The organism is Micromonospora sp. NBC_00617 (assembly GCF_045161355.1).
Classification (GTDB): Bacteria; Actinomycetota; Actinomycetes; order Mycobacteriales; family Micromonosporaceae; genus Micromonospora.
Genome location: NZ_CP107751.1, coordinates 4,502,689 through 4,517,739, shown reverse-complemented (window position 1 = coordinate 4,517,739; position 15,051 = coordinate 4,502,689). Strand labels below are relative to the sequence as shown.

Sequence of the window (15,051 nt, the reverse complement as noted above, 5' to 3'; positions counted from 1 at the left end):
GGACCGTGGATCCCGGGCCGGATCCACGGTCCGCAACCTGCCCCCAGGCCCCGGTTCTCGGGCGATCGGCCGCGTCGCTGACGAGTCGATCCGATATCGATCACGCTACGTATCGAATCTGCCCGGTGCAAGGTGCCAGCTGTCGGGTCGGAGTGTCGAATAACGGACTTGACCTGCGGTGGAGCCGCGCGTTGGGTGCGAACCGGTCAGTGACGCAGCGTGCGGATGAGGTCGAGCACCTGTCGGGTCACCGGGCGGAGCACCCGCAGCCGCGACAACGCGACCAGCCGGTCGATCAGCGGCACCACGCCGTCGATCAACTGCCGGGTCTTGACCTGACCGGGCGACCGGTCGTGCACCCAGTAGAGGACGACGCCCATGTACGCCAGCCAGAGCAGCTCGGGCAGCTGAGGGCGCAATTCCGCGTCGACCTTGGCGGTCGAGCCGGTCAGCACCTCGGCGAACAGCTCGATCGCCGCCTGCCGGGGGCCGGACGACTCGGCCGAGAAGGGACTGAGCGGAGAGGTCGGCTCGGCCGCGGTCTTGAAGAAGGTCGCCGCGAACGCGTGCGACGGGGTCAGCACGTCGATGCCGGCGTGCAGCACCCCGGCCAGCCGGTCGCCGAACGCCACCTCCCGGTCGAGCACCGGTTGGGCCTTCGCCCGGTGCTCGACCTGGGACTGGGCGTAGAACTCCTGGATCAGGTGGTCCTTCGAGCCGAAGTAGTAGTAGGCATTGCCCACCGCGACGCCGGCCTCCTGCGCGATCGCCCGCATCGTGGTCTGGGCGTAGCCGCGCTCACGGAACAGCCGCATCGCGGTGTCCCGGATCAGCTGCCGGGTCTGCTCGCCCCGGGCGGTCGCAGGTTCACCCGCAGTGGTCGTCGGCGCAGGTTGCTCGGTCATCGGGGTCACGGTATCCCGCCGGTTCGTCGCTCGGCTCGGCCCACGGATCGCGAACCCGCTCCCGGATCGCGGAGGCGGTCGCCACCACCTGCCGGGCCAGCGGCAGCAGATGCGGCCGGGACAGCCGCTCGGCCGCCGACCGGTGGTCGGCCAAGGCCCAGAGGCAGGCGAACCAGGCGCCGTCGCCCGCGTACACCTCGCCGGTGTCGGCCACGACGGTCAGGTCACGCAGCGTCGCGTCGTGGTCCAGGCCGGGAAAGCGCCGCCGGGCCTCGGTCGAGCCGGCCGGCACGAACTCCAGGGGTGCGAGCTGGGCGCGGGACGCGAGCCACCGGCGGGCGGCCCGGCAGAGCGGGCAGTTCGCGTCGAACAGGACGGTGAACCCCCGGACCCCACCGCCGGAGAACGCGGTGGGATCCGGAGTCTCGGCGGGCCCGCCGACCGGTGCGGCGGTCATCGGGTCACGGGGTTGGTTCCCGGCCCGTCGGCGCCGGGCTGTGCCGCGCGGGGCTGTGCGGGGCCCGGCTGGGGTCCCGCCGGCTGTTGTCCCGCCGGCTGTGGTCCCGTCGGGTAGGGCCCGACCGGCTGTGCTCCGACCGGGTAGGGCCCGGCCGGGTGTGCCCCGTGCGGTGCGGGCGGCATGGGGAGCCGGCCGATCGGTGCGATGGGCGGGTGCGTGGCGAGCTGGCGGAGGCGGTTGCGGCGGTAGCGGCCCAGTGCGAAGACGTTGAAGAAGTGCAGCGCGCCGAGCACCAGCAGCACCAGGCCGATCTTGAGGGACAGCTCCTCCATGGCCTGACTGGTGGTGAGCACCGGGTCGGGGTGCTTCATGGCCACCGTGACGTAGCCGAGGTTGAGCAGGTAGAAGCCGACCACCAGGAGGCTGTTGACCGCTCGGGCGAGTCGTTCGTCGGCGAACACCTCCTCCAGGAAGACCTGCCCGTTGCGCGACAGCGCCCGGGCCACCCAGATGGTCAGGCCGACGCTGACCGCCAGGTAGATCACGTACATCCAGACCTTGATGTCCATGTGGACGCCTTCCTTGAACGTGTTCAACTATCGACAACGTCAGCCTAGAGCGGGTATTGAACATGTTCAAGAAGGGGCAACCAGTGACTGTGGACACTGTGGCGCGGCGTTGAGCGCCGCCCGGTCGAGCCCTGGAGCCCGACCGGGCGGCGCCGAGACTCAGTGAGCCAGACCCAGAGCCTCGGCCGCCGCGCGGCCGTTGGCGTGGCTCGCGCCGTAGGTGGTGACGAAGGCGCGTACGCCCGCTGGACGCCACTGTGCCGGCCAGCCCATCTCCACCACGGTCACCGGGTGCTGGGCCGCCAGGTCGGCGATCAGTCGCGGACCGTCGGGCAGCCGGTGCAGGTGTCGTCCGACCAGCACGATGGGACGGTCGCCGGCCAATCCGCGCAGCGTGGCCGGGTCGGTCTCGCTGGCGATCACCCGGATCTCCCGCGTGCCGTCGAGGTGCGGGCCGAGGCCCCACGGCACCCGTCCCTCGGCGATGGTGGACTCGGTGTGCACCTGCACCACCAGTGGCTCATCCAGGCCGGTGAGCACCCCCTCCACCTGCACCGCCCGGCGTGCCACCGCGTACCCCAGATCGGGGTCCGCGGCGGCCGGTGACCCGCCGGCGGCCCGGGTCCAGGCGGCGAGCGCGGCGGCGCGGCCGGCCGCCTCCTCGACCCGGGCGAGCGGCAGCCGACCGTCGGCGGTCGCCTCGGCGATCTCGGCGGCCACCCGCTCGACCAGCGCGGCGTCGACCTTCGCGCCGATGCAGAGCAGGTCGGCGCCGGCCGACAGGGCTCGGACGGCGGCCGGCCCGACACCCCCGGCGGCCACCGCGGCCCCCTTCATCTCCAGCGCGTCGGTGATCACCGTGCCGGTGAAGCCGTACTCGGTACGCAGCAGGTCGACCAGGACGGCCCGGCTGAAGGTGGCCGGATCGTCCCCGGTCAGCGCCGGCACCCGGATGTGCGCGGTCATCACGGCACGCGCCCCGGCCGCGACGATCGCGGCGAACGGCGGCAGGTCCCGCTGGCGCAGCAACTCCAGCGGTACGTCCACAGTGGGCAGCTCGTGGTGGGAGTCGGTGCTGGTGGCGCCGTGGCCGGGGAAATGCTTGGCGCAGGCCGCGACGCCGGCGGACTGCAGGCCGCTCACGGCGGCGGCCGAGTGGGCGGCCACCCGGACGGGGTCGGCGCCGAAGGAGCGGGTGCCGATCACGGGGTTGTCGTCGGCGGTGTTCACGTCGACGGTGGGTGCGAGGTTGACGGTGATGCCGAGCGCGGCCAGTTCGGCGCCGATCGACCGGTAGACCCGTCGGGTCAGCTCCACGTCGTCGACCGCGCCGAGTGCGGCGTTGCCGGGGTACGGGCTGCCGGTGGCGTGTGCCAGCCGGGTCACGTCGCCACCCTCCTCGTCGATGGCGATCAGCACGTCGGTCCGGCCGGCGCGCAGCGCTGCGATGCCCGCCGCCACCTGCGCGGGGTCGTGCACGTTCGTGCCGAACAGGGTGTGCCCGGCCAGCCCGTCGGCCACCAGGTCGACCGCCCAGTCTGGCGGGACCGGTCCCGGGTACGCGGCGAGCAACGTGCCCAGCGCGAGCCGACGCAGTCCTGGATCGAGCCCCACGTGATCTCCCCCTTCGGTCCCTCCGGGCACGGACGTCGTACCCGCGGTGGTCGTCGCCCTGCCGGGTCGGCCGAGCACTCTGCCTCCGGGTGGCCGTTACGCTACGGCTACCCGTTCGCAGGTCGGTTTACAGTTAGCAAAGTTTACTAAAACTAGAGGACGTGGCATGAGTGCGACCCGGCTGCCCGGCACCCCCCGCCTGTTGCGGGCGCTCAACGACCGCGCGGCGTTGGAACTGCTGCTGGAGCGTGGGCCGCTCACCCGGGCCCGGCTCGGCGAGCTGACCGGGCTGTCCAAGGTCACCGCCTCGCAACTCGTCGAGCGGCTGGAGGAGCGCGGCCTGGTCAGCCGGGTCGGCGAGCAGGCCGGCGGGCGAGGGCCGAACGCCCAGCTCTATGCGGTGCGTCCGAGCAGCGCCCACGTCGTCGGGGTGGACGTCGGGCCGGACCGCGTGGTGGCCGCGTGCGCCGACATCACCGGCGCGGTCATCGGCCGCGTGGAGCAGTCGACGCGGGACACCGACGATCCGGTGGGCGTGGTGCACAACGCCGTGGTGCAGGCCGCCAGCAGCGCCCAGGCGCAGCTCAGCAGCGTCCGCCGGATCGTGCTCGGCACGCCGGGCCTGGTCGACCCGCACACCGGCGACATCACCTTCGCCTTCAACCTGCCGCGCTGGCACAGCGGTCTGCTCGCCGCGCTGCGCGACGACCTGCACACGCCGGTGGTCTTCGAGAACGACGTCAACCTGGCCGCGGTGGCCGAGGCGCAGTCCGGCGCCGCGCAGGGCGTGGCCGACTTCGTCCTCGTCTGGGTGGGCGCCGGCGTCGGCCTGGCGATCATGCTGGGTGGCCGCCTGCACCACGGCAGCAGCGGCGCGGCCGGCGAGATCGGCTACCTGCCGGTGCCCGGAGCGCCGATCCCGCGCGACGTCTCGCGGCGTGCCAAGCCGGCCTTCCAGCAGGTGATCGGCGGCGACTCGGTGCGCGCGGTGGCCCGCGAGCACGGCTACCCGGACAGCGACGCCGCCGAGGCCGTCCGCGCGGCCGTCGCGGGTGGCGCCGCGGGTGGCCCGATGCTCGACGAGCTGGCCCGTCGGCTCGCGCTCGGCGTGGCCAGCACCTGCGTGGTGCTCGACCCGCCGTTGGTCGTGCTGGCCGGCGAGGTCGGCCAGGCCGGCGGGACGGCGCTCGCCGACCGGGTGCAGCGGGAGGTCGCGGCGATCACCCTGGTCCGGCCACGGGTGGTGCCCACCGGCGTCACCGAGGAGCCGATCCTGCGCGGTGCGCTGCGCACCGCCTTGGACGCCGTCCGCGACGAGGTGTTCGGCTCCACCGTCGGCTGATTCCGCCCTGGCGGTCATGTGAAGGAATATTTCACCGACGCCGGCCGTACTGCAAGCTCTTGCCGCCGGGCCGTGGCCGCCCGCCCCGGCCGCGGCGGCCTGGCGGGGCGCGGCGGCCTGGCGGGGCGGCCCGCCTCAGACCAGGTCGCGGCGGCGGAACACGGTGAACGCCGCTGCGGTCAACCCGCCGGCGAGCAGAAGCAGCACGGCCAGCGCAGGCCGCCAGGTCAGGGTGTAGAGACCGTCGCAGAAGGCACCCGTCGAGTTGTAGCAGAGCTGCGGATCCCAGAACCGTGCCTCGCCGGTGAGCCACGCCCCGATGTGGCTGGAGAGCATCAGCTGGTCCGGCCGCCGGGCGTCCACGATCTCCAGCACCACCCGGGCGCCCAACTCCCACACCACCGCGTACGCAGCGACGGCACCGAGCGCCGCCGACGTGTGCCGGCCCAGCGTCGCGATGGCGAAGCCCAGGGCGGTGGTCAGCAACACCAGCACCAGACCTCGGCCGTGGACGGCGCCCAGCGACCGCCAGAACTCCCCGTCGAGCTGGCCGGCCAGCCCTGCCGTCTGACCGATCACCCAGAACGTGGCCAGGTAGACCAGCGAGGCCACCACCGACAACGCCAGCACCACGCCGAGCAGGGTGCCGAGCTTGGCGGCGAGCACCGTGAGCCGGCGCGGTCGCCACAGCAGCAGGTTCACCACCCCGCCGGAGTTCAGGTCCGCGCCGATGTACGAGGCGCCGACCAGGAACCCGAACATCGCCAGGAACGCGATGAGGAAGTACAGCAGCGGGCGAGCCTGCTGGGCGAAGCTGAACACCCCGCGCAGATAGTCCGAAGCGATGGGCAACCGGTCCTGCCGGGCCGGGTCGATCTCCGAGCAGTCTGCGGGTTGATAGTCGCCGGTGTCGCGGGGGACCGTGCGGTCCTTCCAGGCCAGGCACTCCTGGAACGCTGCCTCCATGCCCTGCCGTGCGTCGATGGCCTGCGTCCGCGCCGAGGCCATCTCCTCGGCGCTGGGCTTGTGTGAGCCGGCCAGTGTGGTCGCCGCGGTGACGGCGAATGCCAGCGCCAGCAGGACGACCATGAGCTGCACGAAGCGGCGCGCGGCCAGCCGCTCCAACTCGGCCCGGACCAGGTTCACGAGTCCACTCCCCGTACGTCGAGATCGATCATCGCGCGGTCCTCGTCGTCCGCCGGCACCGCCGAACCGTCGACCTGCCGGGGCATCCACGTGTGCCCGGCGCCGGTCAGCTCCAGGAAGACGCTCTCCAGATCCGGCCGCAGCGGCGTCAGCTCACCCACCCACAGCCCCTGCTCGCCGAGCGCCCGACTGACCACCGTCGGATCGGTCACCCCGCTCACCACAAGCGCGTCTCCGTCCACGACCGCCGTCAGCTCCACCGCCTGCAACACCTCGGCGGCGCGCTCCGGCTCGGCCACCCGGACCAGGAACTCGTGCCGGTCGTAGCCGGCCAGCACCTCGTCCACCCGGCCCGCCGCCACCCGCCGGCCCCGCGAGATGATCGTGACGTGGTCGCAGATCAGCTGGATCTCGCCCAGGATGTGACTGGACACCAGCACTGTCACCCCGGCCGCCGCCAGCGTCCGCATCAGGTCCCGCATCTCCCGGATCCCCGCCGGGTCCAGACCGTTCGCCGGCTCGTCCAGGATCAGCAGCTGTGGATCCTTCAACAACGCCGACGCCACCGCGAGGCGCTGCTTCATCCCCAGCGAGTAGCCCTTGACCCGCTCGTCACCACGGTCACGCAGGCCCACCAACTCCAGGGCCTCGTCCACCCGGGAGACCGGCACCCCGCCCGCGCGGGCGAGCAGCCGCAGCGTGCGGTGCCCGGTGAAGTTGCCGAAGAACTGTGGGCTCTCCACGATCGCGCCGACCCGCCCGGCCACCCGGGGCAGCAGCTCCGGCGATCGCTCGCCGAACACCTTCATCACCCCGCTGTCGGCGCGTACCAGCCCGAGCAGGGCACGCAGGGTTGTCGTCTTGCCGGAGCCGTTCGGGCCGAGGAAACCGTGGACCTGACCCGCCTCGACCAGCAGGTCGAACCCGTCCACCGCCACCAGCCGACCGTTGCGCACGCTGTGGAAGGTCTTACGCAGACCCTCGATCTCGATGACCGCGCTCATCCGCGCGGCTCCGAACCTCGACCTGTCACGAGCCGTCCCCTAGCGATGGTGATCAACGACACGGCGCTCACCCTATGGCCCGGACGCCGCCCATGGGGGGCGCCCCGGCGCTGCGTGGTTGGATGGACAGGTGACTGGTGACCTGATCCCCGGCGCTGCCGGCGCCGCGCCTGCCGCCGCCCCCGTGGACCCGGATCTGGTGGTCAGCCTCGACAGCGTCGGCGTACGCCGCTCCGGCACCGCCCTGCTGCAGGACCTGACCTGGCGGGTCGAGCTGGACGAGCGCTGGGTGGTGCTCGGCCCCAACGGCGCGGGCAAGACCACCCTGCTCAACCTGGCCGCCGGCCGGCTGCACCCCACCACCGGCGTCGCGCACGTGCTCGGTGAGCGGATCGGCCGCACCGACGTCAACGAGCTGCGTACCCGCATCGGGCTCTCCACCGCCGCGCTCGCCGAGCGGGTGCCCGCCGACGAGCAGGTCAGCGACGTGGTGGTGACCGCCGCCTGGTCGGTGGTCGGGCGCTGGCGGGAGAGCTACGACCGCGGCGACGAGGCGCGGGCGCGGGCGTTGCTCAGCCAGCTCGGCGTCGGCAACCTCGCCGAGCGCCGCTACGGCACCCTCTCCGAGGGCGAACGCAAGCGCGTCCAGATCGCCCGGGCACTGATGACCGACCCGGAGCTGCTGCTGCTCGACGAGCCCACCGCCGGCCTCGACCTGGGTGGCCGCGAGGACCTGGTCACCCGGCTGGCCGAGCTGGCGTACGACCCGGACGCCCCCGCCATGGTGCTCGTCACCCACCACGTGGAGGAGATCCCACCCGGGTTCACCCACGCGCTGCTGCTGCGCGAGGGCGCCGTCGTCGCCCAGGGGCTGCTCGCCCAGACGGTGACCGGCGACAACCTCTCCAAGACCTTCGGTCTGCCGCTGGTGGTCGAGCGGTCCGGCGACCGCTACACCGCGCGCGCCGCCTGAGCGGGTGCCCGTGTCGCAGACCCGGGTGGTGGTGGTCGGCAGCGCCAACATGGACCTGGTCGCGATGGCGCCGTCGCTGCCCCGGCCGGGCGAGACCATGCTCGGCACCGACTTCGTGATGGTGCCCGGTGGCAAGGGCGCCAACCAGGCCATCGCCGCGGTCCGGGCCGGCGCCTCCTGCGCCTTCCTCGGCGCGATCGGCTCCGACGCGTTCGGCGTGACGCTCCGGGCCCGGATCACGGCGGCCGGCGTGGACACCGGCCACCTGCGGGTGGTCTACGGCACCTCCGGTGTGGCGCTCGTGATGGTCAACGCGCAGGGGGAGAACGCCATCCTGGTCACCCCCGGCGCGAACGACGCGCTGGTCGGCCTCACCGACGAGGAACTGGCGACGGTGCGCGGGGCGGACGTCCTGGTCGCCCAGCTGGAGATCCCGGTGCAGACGGTGACCGCCGCCGCGCTGGCCGCCCGAGCCGCCGGCACCCGGGTGATCCTCAACGCCGCACCGGCCCGGGACCTCCCACCGGAGCTGCTTCAGGCGGTGGACCTGCTGGTCGTCAACGAGGGCGAGGCGCAAGCGTTCACCGGTCGGGGCCGGGAGGAGCCCCGCGCGCTGCTCGACCTGGTGCCCCGCGCCGTGCTCACCCTCGGCGACGCGGGCGCCTGGTACGTCGACCGGGAGGGCGCCGAGGCGCACGTGCCCGCCGTTCAGGTCGACGTGGTCGACTCCACGGCGGCCGGCGACGCGTTCACGGCCGCGCTGGCGGTCGGCTGGGGCGAGGGGCGGGACGTCGTCGACGCCGTGCGCTGGGCGGCGGCGGCCGGCGCGGCCTGCGTACGCAAGCTCGGCGCCTCGGTGGCACTGCCGCAACGTGCCGAGATCGACGCGCTGTACGCGCCGGGCTGACCGCCGGCCGAGGCCCGCGTACGGGCTCAGCCAGCGGGTTCGTCGCTGAGCTTCTCGCCGCGTCGTCGCAGCATGCCGAGACCGGGGATGCCCGCCACGGCGAGCTTGAGATCACGGGTGACGTCCAACAGGTCGTGCAGGTCGGGCCCGACCCGGTCCAGCGTCGCCAGGATCGGCAGGATGTCGGCGGTCAGGTGCTCCTTGAGCTTGGGCAACTCGTCGATCAGGTGGATCGCCGCGGTGATCTCCTCGTGGCTCAGCTCCTCGACGAACCGCCCGGCCATCGGCGCGGCCCGTCGCAGCGCCGGCTCGTACGCCGCCAGCAGCTCGGCGGCCGTGGTCGCCGCCTGCGCGGCGGTGCCCACGGTGACCGCGGCGTTGCCGGCCACCGCCTCGGCCTCGGTGACCACCGTGCCGGCGACGTGCGCGACCCGCTCGGCCTCGGTGACCACCACGGCGGCGGCCGTCGCCACCTCGCTGGCGGTGTCGATGGCGGTGGTCGCGGCGGCGCTGATCACCGCGACCTCGCGGACCGCCGCCTCGGCGTCGGTGAGCACCTGGTCGGTCCGGTCCAGGGTCGTCTCGATCCGATCCACCACGCCGTTGATCCTGGCCAACAGCGCTTCCACCCCGTCCAGCACCGCGAACGCGCGGGCGGGCACGGCGGCGAACGAGGCCGCCGAGCCGAGCGCCTGATCGAGAGCGGAGCGGGTCAGGCCGACCACGGCGGCGGGTGTGGGGAGGGGAATCGCCATGGGACCAAGTGTGCGTCGGCCCCGCCACAACCGCTCGCGGGCGAGGACCGGTGCGGTCCGCGGCGGTAGGGTGCCGCCATGTCGGCCGCCTCGCCGCACCACCCGCCGAGCACCCGCGCGGCCGTCCTGCTCGCCGTGCTCGCGGCGATGGCCGCCGCGCTCGGCACGGCGGTGCTGGTCCGCGCGGACGCCGGCCTCTCCGTGCGGCAGGTCACCGTCGACGGCGTGCCGATGATCGAGGTACGCGCCGGCCCGCCGACACCTGACGCGCGGCGGCCCGGCGTGGTGATCGCGCACGGATTCGCCGGCTCGGCGCGGCTGATGCGCCCGATCGCCGACACCGTGGCCCGCCGAGGAGCGGTCGCGCTGCTGTTCGACTTCGCCGGGCACGGCGCCAACCCGGCCCGACTCGACCCCGACATGTCACCCGCGACGCTCGCCGCCGACCTGGACGCCGCGCTCGGGTACCTGCGCGCCCAGCCGGACGTGGACCCGGCCCAGATCATGCTGGTTGGACATTCGATGGGCGCGGGCGCGGTGGCCCGGTACGCGGCCGGGCATCCGGAGATCGCCCGGACCGTGGCGATCTCGCTGCCCGACGCCGGCGAACTGCCTCCGGGCCGCCCGGCGGAGTTGTTGCTCATCGTCGGCGGCGCGGAGTTTCCCGCGTTCCGGCGCGCGGCCGACGACGCGGTGCGGCGCGGGACGGCGGTGGGCCGGCGGCCAGCGGTGGTGGTGCCCGGTGTGGAGCACATCTCGGTGCTCTTCGCCCCGCGTACCCACGAGGAGATCGCCGACTGGCTGCCCAGCGTCGACGGGACCGCGTCGCCCCGACCGCTCGTCCGGCTCGCCGGGGCGGCGCTGCTGGTGTTCGCGTTCGCCGTCGGAGTCGTCCCGTTGGCTGCCCTGCTCCTGGGCCGGCGGGCCGGCGCGAAAACGGCGTCGGCCGGCGGCGGGCCGCCGCTGCGTGGTCTCGTCCTGCTCGGGCTGGCCGTCCTCGCGAGCGGTCTCGCGGCGGCCGCCGCCGCGGTCCTGCCGACCAACCGTCTCCCGCTCGCGGTCGGCGGTTACGTCACGGGCTTCCTGCTGGTCACCGGCGTGCTGGTGAGCGGCGGCCAACGCTGGCTGCCCGCCGCGACGCGAGCGCCAGGCGTGGCCGTGGACGAGACCGGCAGTCGTACGCCGGCACGGACCACCGTCGCGGCGCTGGCGCTGACGGCGTACGCGGCCCTCGCCGTGGGCCTGCCGGTCCACCTCGGGCTGACCTCGGCGCTGCCGGTCGGTGCCCGCTGGTGGCTGCTCCCGGTGGTGCTGGGCGCGTGCCTGCTGTTCCTGCTGGGCGTCGAGCAGGTCGCGGCCGGCCGGACCTGGCGTCGCCTGCTGGTCGTCGCGGTCACCGTGCTCGTGCTGAGCACGTCGGCGGTGGTCGGCCTGGCGCCCGGGTTCGTGCTGCTGGTGGTGCCGTTGTTCGCCGTGCTGCTCGGCTGGCACGTGCTGTGGGCGGCGGTGCTGCGCCGGTACGCGACCCCGCGCTGGCTGCCGGCGCTCATGGGCGCCGCCCTGCTGGGCTGGCCGATCGCCACCACCCTGCCCCTGAGCTGACGGCTTCGATCGGGTCGTAGAGGCCGGGGCGCAGCAGGTGGGTGACGCCGGCCGTGGCGAGCAGCCCGGCGAGTACGACGGCCTCGCCGCGACGGGTGGTCATCGATGGTCCCCCTGCTGTTCGACGGCGCGTTGCACGGCCCGGTAGATCTGCCCGAACCGTAGCGCGTCCGGCGTGCGCAGCAGCATGTGCTCCTGGCCGTGGTGCTGCACCCACAGCTCGTGCACGTGGCTGCCGCGCTCGTACGAGCGGTCCAGCCAGCCGAGGGGAATCTCCAGGAACGGGGCCAGCGCCAGCGCCCCCACCGCGCAGGCGGCCAGGATGATCAGCGCCAGCTGCCAGTTGCCCCGATCCTGTGCCGACCACGCGAGGGAGACCACGCAGACCAGCGCGACGAGGGGCGGCAGCGACAGCAGCAGGACCAGCACACCGCGGCCCAGCACCCGGCCGCGTACGGCGAGGGTCTGCTGCCCTCGTTCGTGCCAGACGAACGTCACGTCGGGCAGGGCGATCACCTGACCGCCCGCCCGGATCGACTCGGAGGTCACCTGCACCGCGTCGTCCCGGTAATAGAGGGTCATCACTAAGCCTAACCACCGGCAGGCAACTCGCGCGCCCCCGCGCGACGACGACGGCCGCGACGACGGTTTTCGTCAGCGGTCGACGGAACTGCTCCGGATTTGCGGAGGGCGGCGCGTGCGGGCTAGCGGCGGGCGGTGGGGCGGGCGGCGGGTTGGGTGTGCTCCATCGCCCGCTGCACGGCCCGGTAGATCTGCCCGAAGCGCAGCGCGTCGCCGGTGTGCAGCAACCGCACCGGCTGCCCGCGCCAGCGGGCCCAGATCTCCATCTGCCGGCTGCCCCTGGCGTACGAGCGGTCCAGGTGTTCGAAGAGGAAATCGGCGACCGGGCCGACGGCCAGCCCGACCAGCACCGAGGCGCCGACGATCGCGATCGTCACGGTGGGGGAGCGGTCCAGCCAGACGGCGAGGCCGATGCCGAGCACGGCCGCGACCAGCGGGCCGGCCAGCGCGGCGCCGAGCGCGCCTCGCCCGACCAGCACCCGCCAGGAGCGGCTGCCCCGGCGGTGCCAGACCATGGTGATCTCGGCCAGCGAGTAGCTGCGGCCGTCGACCTGGACGGCCGTGGAGGTGACCTGCACCGACCTGTCGTCGTAATACGTGATCATGGCTGGACTCCCGCCTGCGGGGCTGACACCACACTACTTACCCCAACGAGCCGGGTCGTAAGGTTGGCACGCGACTTCGACGAGGAAGTGAGGGCAGCGTGGGCGAGTTCGTTCGGCTGGAGACCAGGGACGGCATCGGCACCATCCGGCTGGAGCGGCCGCCGATGAACGCGCTCAACACCCAGGTGCAGGAGGAGTTGCGCGCCGCCGCCACGGCGGCCACCGCCGACCCCGAGGTTCGCGCCGTCATCGTGTACGGCGGGGAGAAGGTCTTCGCCGCGGGCGCGGACATCAAGCAGATGGCCGAGATGTCCTACGTGGACATGGCTGACCGGGCGGCTGCCCTGTCCAGCGCGCTCGGCGCGATCGCCCGCATCCCCAAGCCGGTGGTGGCGGCGATCACCGGGTACGCCCTGGGTGGGGGCTGCGAGCTGGCGCTGGCCTGCGACTGGCGGGTCGTGGCCGAGGACGCCAAGCTCGGCCAGCCGGAGATCAAGCTCGGCATCATTCCCGGTGCGGGCGGCACCCAGCGGCTGGCCCGCCTGGTCGGGCCGGCGCGCGCGAAGGATCTGATCATGTCCGGGCGGATGGTGGACGCTCAGGAGGCCCTGCGGATCGGCCTGGCCGACCGGGTCGCCCCGGCCGCCGAGGTGTACGACGCGGCGGTCGCGCTCGTCACGCCGTACCTCAATGGGCCTGTGCAGGCGCTGCGCGCGGCGAAGCTGGCGGTCGACGGCGGCCTGGACATGGACCTGAACTCGGGCCTGGCCTGGGAGAGCCAGCTCTTCGCGGCGCTGTTCGCGACCGACGACCGGCGCGAGGGCATGGCGGCGTTCGTCGAGAAGCGCAAGCCGGACTTCACCGGCCGCTGACGATTAGCTGAGAACGGTTCACATTGTTCCTACCGGCCAGTAGCGTGGGGCCTCGGTCATGAGGAACGAAGGGGAGCGGCGAATGACGGAGCGGATCGAGGGACACGGCGGAGAGCTGGCCCTCGCGGCACTACGCGCCCACGGCGTACGGGAGATGTTCACGCTGTCCGGCGGGCACGTCTTCCCGCTGTACGACGCCGCGCACAAGGCCGACTTCCCGATCTACGACGTCCGGCACGAGCAGTCCGCGGTCTTCGCCGCCGAGGCGGTGGCCAAGCTCCAGCGCCGTCCCGGCCTCGCCGTGCTCACCGCCGGGCCCGGTGTCACCAACGGCATCTCGGGCATGACCAGCGCCTTCTTCAACGCGTCCCCGGTGCTGGTGCTCGGTGGCCGGGCGCCCGCCTTCCGCTGGGGGTCGGGCAGCCTCCAGGAGATGGACCACCTACCGCTGGTCGCCCCGGTCACCAAGCACGCCGAGACGGTGTTCAGCACCGACGACATCCCGCGTGCGGTGGGCGCCGCCCTCACCGCCGCGCTCACCCCGCACCGGGGCCCGGTCTTCCTGGACTTCCCGCTGGAGACGGTCTTCTCGGTCGCCGACGCCGACCTGCCCGCGCCGTCCGGCGTCGACGCCGTCGAGCCGGACCCGGACGAGGTCAGCCGGGCCGCGACGCTGATCGCCGGAGCGCAGCGGCCGGTCATCATCGCCGGCTCGGACGTGTACGCGGGCGACGCGGTGGCGGCCCTGCGCGAGGCCGCCGAGACGTTGCAGGTGCCGGTCTTCACCAACGGGATGGGCCGCGGCTCCCTGCCGCCGGAGCACCCCCTCGCCTTCGCCAAGGCCCGCCGCGCCGCGCTGTCCGGCGCCGACGTCGTCGTGGTGGTCGGCACGCCGCTGGACTTCCGGCTCAGCTTCGGCGACTTCGGCGACGCCAAGGTGGTGCACATCGTCGACGCTCCCAGTCAGCGCGCCACGCACGTGCAGCCAGCCGTGGCCCCCGCCGGCGACCTGCGCCTGATCCTCTCCGCGCTGGCCGACCACGCCGGTGACCGGGCCGACCACACCGACTGGATCGCGGACCTGCGGGTCGCCGAGGACGCGGCGAAGGCCCGGGACGCCGCCGAGATGGCCGCCGAGACCGACCCGATCCGGCCGGCCCGCGTCTACGGCGAACTGCGCCGGGCGCTCGCCCCGGACGCGATCACCATCGGTGACGGCGGCGACTTCGTCTCGTACGCCGGTCGCTACCTGGAGCCGTCGCAGCCCGGCACCTGGCTGGACCCGGGCCCGTACGGCTGCCTGGGCACCGGCATGGGCTACGCGATGGGCGCCCGGGTCAGCCACCCGGACCGGCAGATCTGTGTGCTGATGGGCGACGGCGCGGCCGGCTTCTCGCTGATGGACGTCGAGTCGCTGGTCCGGCAGAAGCTGCCGGTGGTGATCGTCGTCGGCAACAACGGCATCTGGGGGCTGGAAAAGCACCCGATGCGGGCCATGTACGGCTACGACGTCGCCGCCGACCTCCAGCCCGAGCTGCGCTACGACACGGTGGTCAGCGCTTTGGGCGGCGCGGGGGAGATGGTCACGAAGGCCGCCGACCTTCAGCCCGCCCTGCAACGGGCGTTCGACGCCGGAGTGCCGTACCTGGTGAACGTGCTCACCGACCCGACCGACGCGTACCCCCGTTCGTCGAACCTGGCCTGAGTCGCACCCG

Annotated in this window: 15 protein-coding genes; 6 read left to right on the top strand and 9 right to left on the bottom strand. The window is 73.5% G+C overall.

All coding sequences use genetic code 11. From position 1 onward, the window contains the following. Positions 1–206: 206 nt before the first annotated feature. From OG505_RS20665 to OG505_RS20650, 4 genes are all read right to left on the bottom strand, one after another. Positions 207–905 (bottom strand): TetR family transcriptional regulator, encoded by a 699-nt coding sequence (locus tag OG505_RS20665; protein WP_405426687.1) that lies wholly within the window; start codon positions 903–905, stop codon positions 207–209. After that, positions 868–1,362, bottom strand: coding sequence for a thiol-disulfide oxidoreductase DCC family protein (locus OG505_RS20660; protein ID WP_405426685.1), 495 nt, complete (start codon positions 1,360–1,362; stop codon positions 868–870). Before OG505_RS20660 ends, OG505_RS20665 begins: the two co-directional genes overlap by 38 nt. Next, positions 1,359–1,934: a hypothetical protein gene (locus OG505_RS20655; protein WP_405426683.1), complete on the bottom strand. Its 576-nt coding sequence runs from the start codon at positions 1,932–1,934 to the stop codon at positions 1,359–1,361. The genes OG505_RS20660 and OG505_RS20655 overlap by 4 nt, the downstream gene beginning before the upstream one ends. Before the next feature lie 159 nt (positions 1,935–2,093). Next, positions 2,094–3,548: a glycoside hydrolase family 3 N-terminal domain-containing protein gene (locus tag OG505_RS20650; RefSeq protein WP_405426682.1), complete on the bottom strand. Its 1,455-nt coding sequence runs from the start codon at positions 3,546–3,548 to the stop codon at positions 2,094–2,096. 166 nt (positions 3,549–3,714) lie between these two features. On the opposite strand from OG505_RS20650, the gene OG505_RS20645 reads away from it, so the two are divergent. After that, a complete protein-coding gene (locus tag OG505_RS20645) occupies positions 3,715–4,890 on the top strand; it encodes an ROK family protein (RefSeq protein WP_405426680.1) in 1,176 nt (391 codons plus the stop codon). 135 nt (positions 4,891–5,025) lie between these two features. Here OG505_RS20645 and OG505_RS20640 read toward each other — a convergent pair whose 3' ends face one another. Together OG505_RS20640 and OG505_RS20635 are read right to left on the bottom strand one after the other, a co-directional pair. Then, entirely contained in the window at positions 5,026–6,036 is a 1,011-nt protein-coding gene (locus OG505_RS20640; RefSeq protein WP_405426679.1) for an ABC transporter permease subunit, read from the bottom strand. Continuing rightward, a complete protein-coding gene (locus tag OG505_RS20635) occupies positions 6,033–7,040 on the bottom strand; it encodes an ABC transporter ATP-binding protein (RefSeq protein ID WP_405426677.1) in 1,008 nt (335 codons plus the stop codon). The genes OG505_RS20640 and OG505_RS20635 overlap by 4 nt, the downstream gene beginning before the upstream one ends. 118 nt (positions 7,041–7,158) lie before the next feature. Here OG505_RS20635 and OG505_RS20630 point away from each other — a divergent pair, with 118 nt between their 5' ends. Beyond that, positions 7,159–8,013, top strand: a complete 855-nt coding sequence (locus OG505_RS20630) for an ABC transporter ATP-binding protein (protein WP_405426675.1) — start codon at positions 7,159–7,161, stop codon at positions 8,011–8,013. A gap of 10 nt (positions 8,014–8,023) precedes the next feature. Then, positions 8,024–8,920 carry a ribokinase gene (locus OG505_RS20625; protein ID WP_405434619.1) on the top strand — a complete coding sequence of 299 codons (897 nt, stop codon included), beginning with the start codon at positions 8,024–8,026 and terminating at the stop codon, positions 8,918–8,920. Positions 8,921–8,946: 26 nt separating this feature from the next. Here OG505_RS20625 and OG505_RS20620 read toward each other — a convergent pair whose 3' ends face one another. Further along, complete coding sequence (locus OG505_RS20620) at positions 8,947–9,675, bottom strand: hypothetical protein (protein WP_405426673.1); 729 nt, start codon at positions 9,673–9,675, stop codon at positions 8,947–8,949. 78 nt (positions 9,676–9,753) lie between these two features. Here OG505_RS20620 and OG505_RS20615 point away from each other — a divergent pair, with 78 nt between their 5' ends. After that, entirely contained in the window at positions 9,754–11,277 is a 1,524-nt protein-coding gene (locus tag OG505_RS20615; RefSeq protein ID WP_405426670.1) for a dienelactone hydrolase family protein, read from the top strand. Between the two features lie 99 nt (positions 11,278–11,376). On the opposite strand, the gene OG505_RS20610 is transcribed toward OG505_RS20615, so the two are convergent. Beyond that, positions 11,377–11,859, bottom strand: coding sequence for a DUF6232 family protein (locus OG505_RS20610; RefSeq protein ID WP_405426668.1), 483 nt, complete (start codon positions 11,857–11,859; stop codon positions 11,377–11,379). Positions 11,860–11,981: 122 nt separating this feature from the next. Next, positions 11,982–12,464: a DUF6232 family protein gene (locus OG505_RS20605; RefSeq protein WP_405426666.1), complete on the bottom strand. Its 483-nt coding sequence runs from the start codon at positions 12,462–12,464 to the stop codon at positions 11,982–11,984. 98 nt (positions 12,465–12,562) lie between these two features. On the opposite strand from OG505_RS20605, the gene OG505_RS20600 reads away from it, so the two are divergent. Further along, the gene (locus OG505_RS20600) at positions 12,563–13,336 is read left to right on the top strand and encodes an enoyl-CoA hydratase/isomerase family protein (RefSeq protein ID WP_387259210.1); all 774 of its coding nucleotides are present in this window, start codon (positions 12,563–12,565) and stop codon (positions 13,334–13,336) included. An 82-nt stretch (positions 13,337–13,418) separates the two neighbouring features. Continuing rightward, entirely contained in the window at positions 13,419–15,041 is a 1,623-nt protein-coding gene (locus tag OG505_RS20595) for an acetolactate synthase (RefSeq protein WP_405426664.1), read from the top strand. The last annotated feature ends 10 nt before the right edge of the window (positions 15,042–15,051 follow it).

Coding starts and splice junctions, on each gene's coding strand:
- OG505_RS20665 (WP_405426687.1), bottom strand. CDS start 905: ATGACCGAGCAACCTGCGCCGACGACCACTGCGGGTGAACCTGCGACC.
- OG505_RS20660 (WP_405426685.1), bottom strand. CDS start 1,362: ATGACCGCCGCACCGGTCGGCGGGCCCGCCGAGACTCCGGATCCCACC.
- OG505_RS20655 (WP_405426683.1), bottom strand. CDS start 1,934: ATGGACATCAAGGTCTGGATGTACGTGATCTACCTGGCGGTCAGCGTC.
- OG505_RS20645 (WP_405426680.1), top strand. CDS start 3,715: ATGAGTGCGACCCGGCTGCCCGGCACCCCCCGCCTGTTGCGGGCGCTC.
- OG505_RS20635 (WP_405426677.1), bottom strand. CDS start 7,040: ATGAGCGCGGTCATCGAGATCGAGGGTCTGCGTAAGACCTTCCACAGC.
- OG505_RS20620 (WP_405426673.1), bottom strand. CDS start 9,675: ATGGCGATTCCCCTCCCCACACCCGCCGCCGTGGTCGGCCTGACCCGC.
- OG505_RS20615 (WP_405426670.1), top strand. CDS start 9,754: ATGTCGGCCGCCTCGCCGCACCACCCGCCGAGCACCCGCGCGGCCGTC.
- OG505_RS20610 (WP_405426668.1), bottom strand. CDS start 11,859: ATGACCCTCTATTACCGGGACGACGCGGTGCAGGTGACCTCCGAGTCG.
- OG505_RS20605 (WP_405426666.1), bottom strand. CDS start 12,464: ATGATCACGTATTACGACGACAGGTCGGTGCAGGTCACCTCCACGGCC.
- OG505_RS20595 (WP_405426664.1), top strand. CDS start 13,419: ATGACGGAGCGGATCGAGGGACACGGCGGAGAGCTGGCCCTCGCGGCA.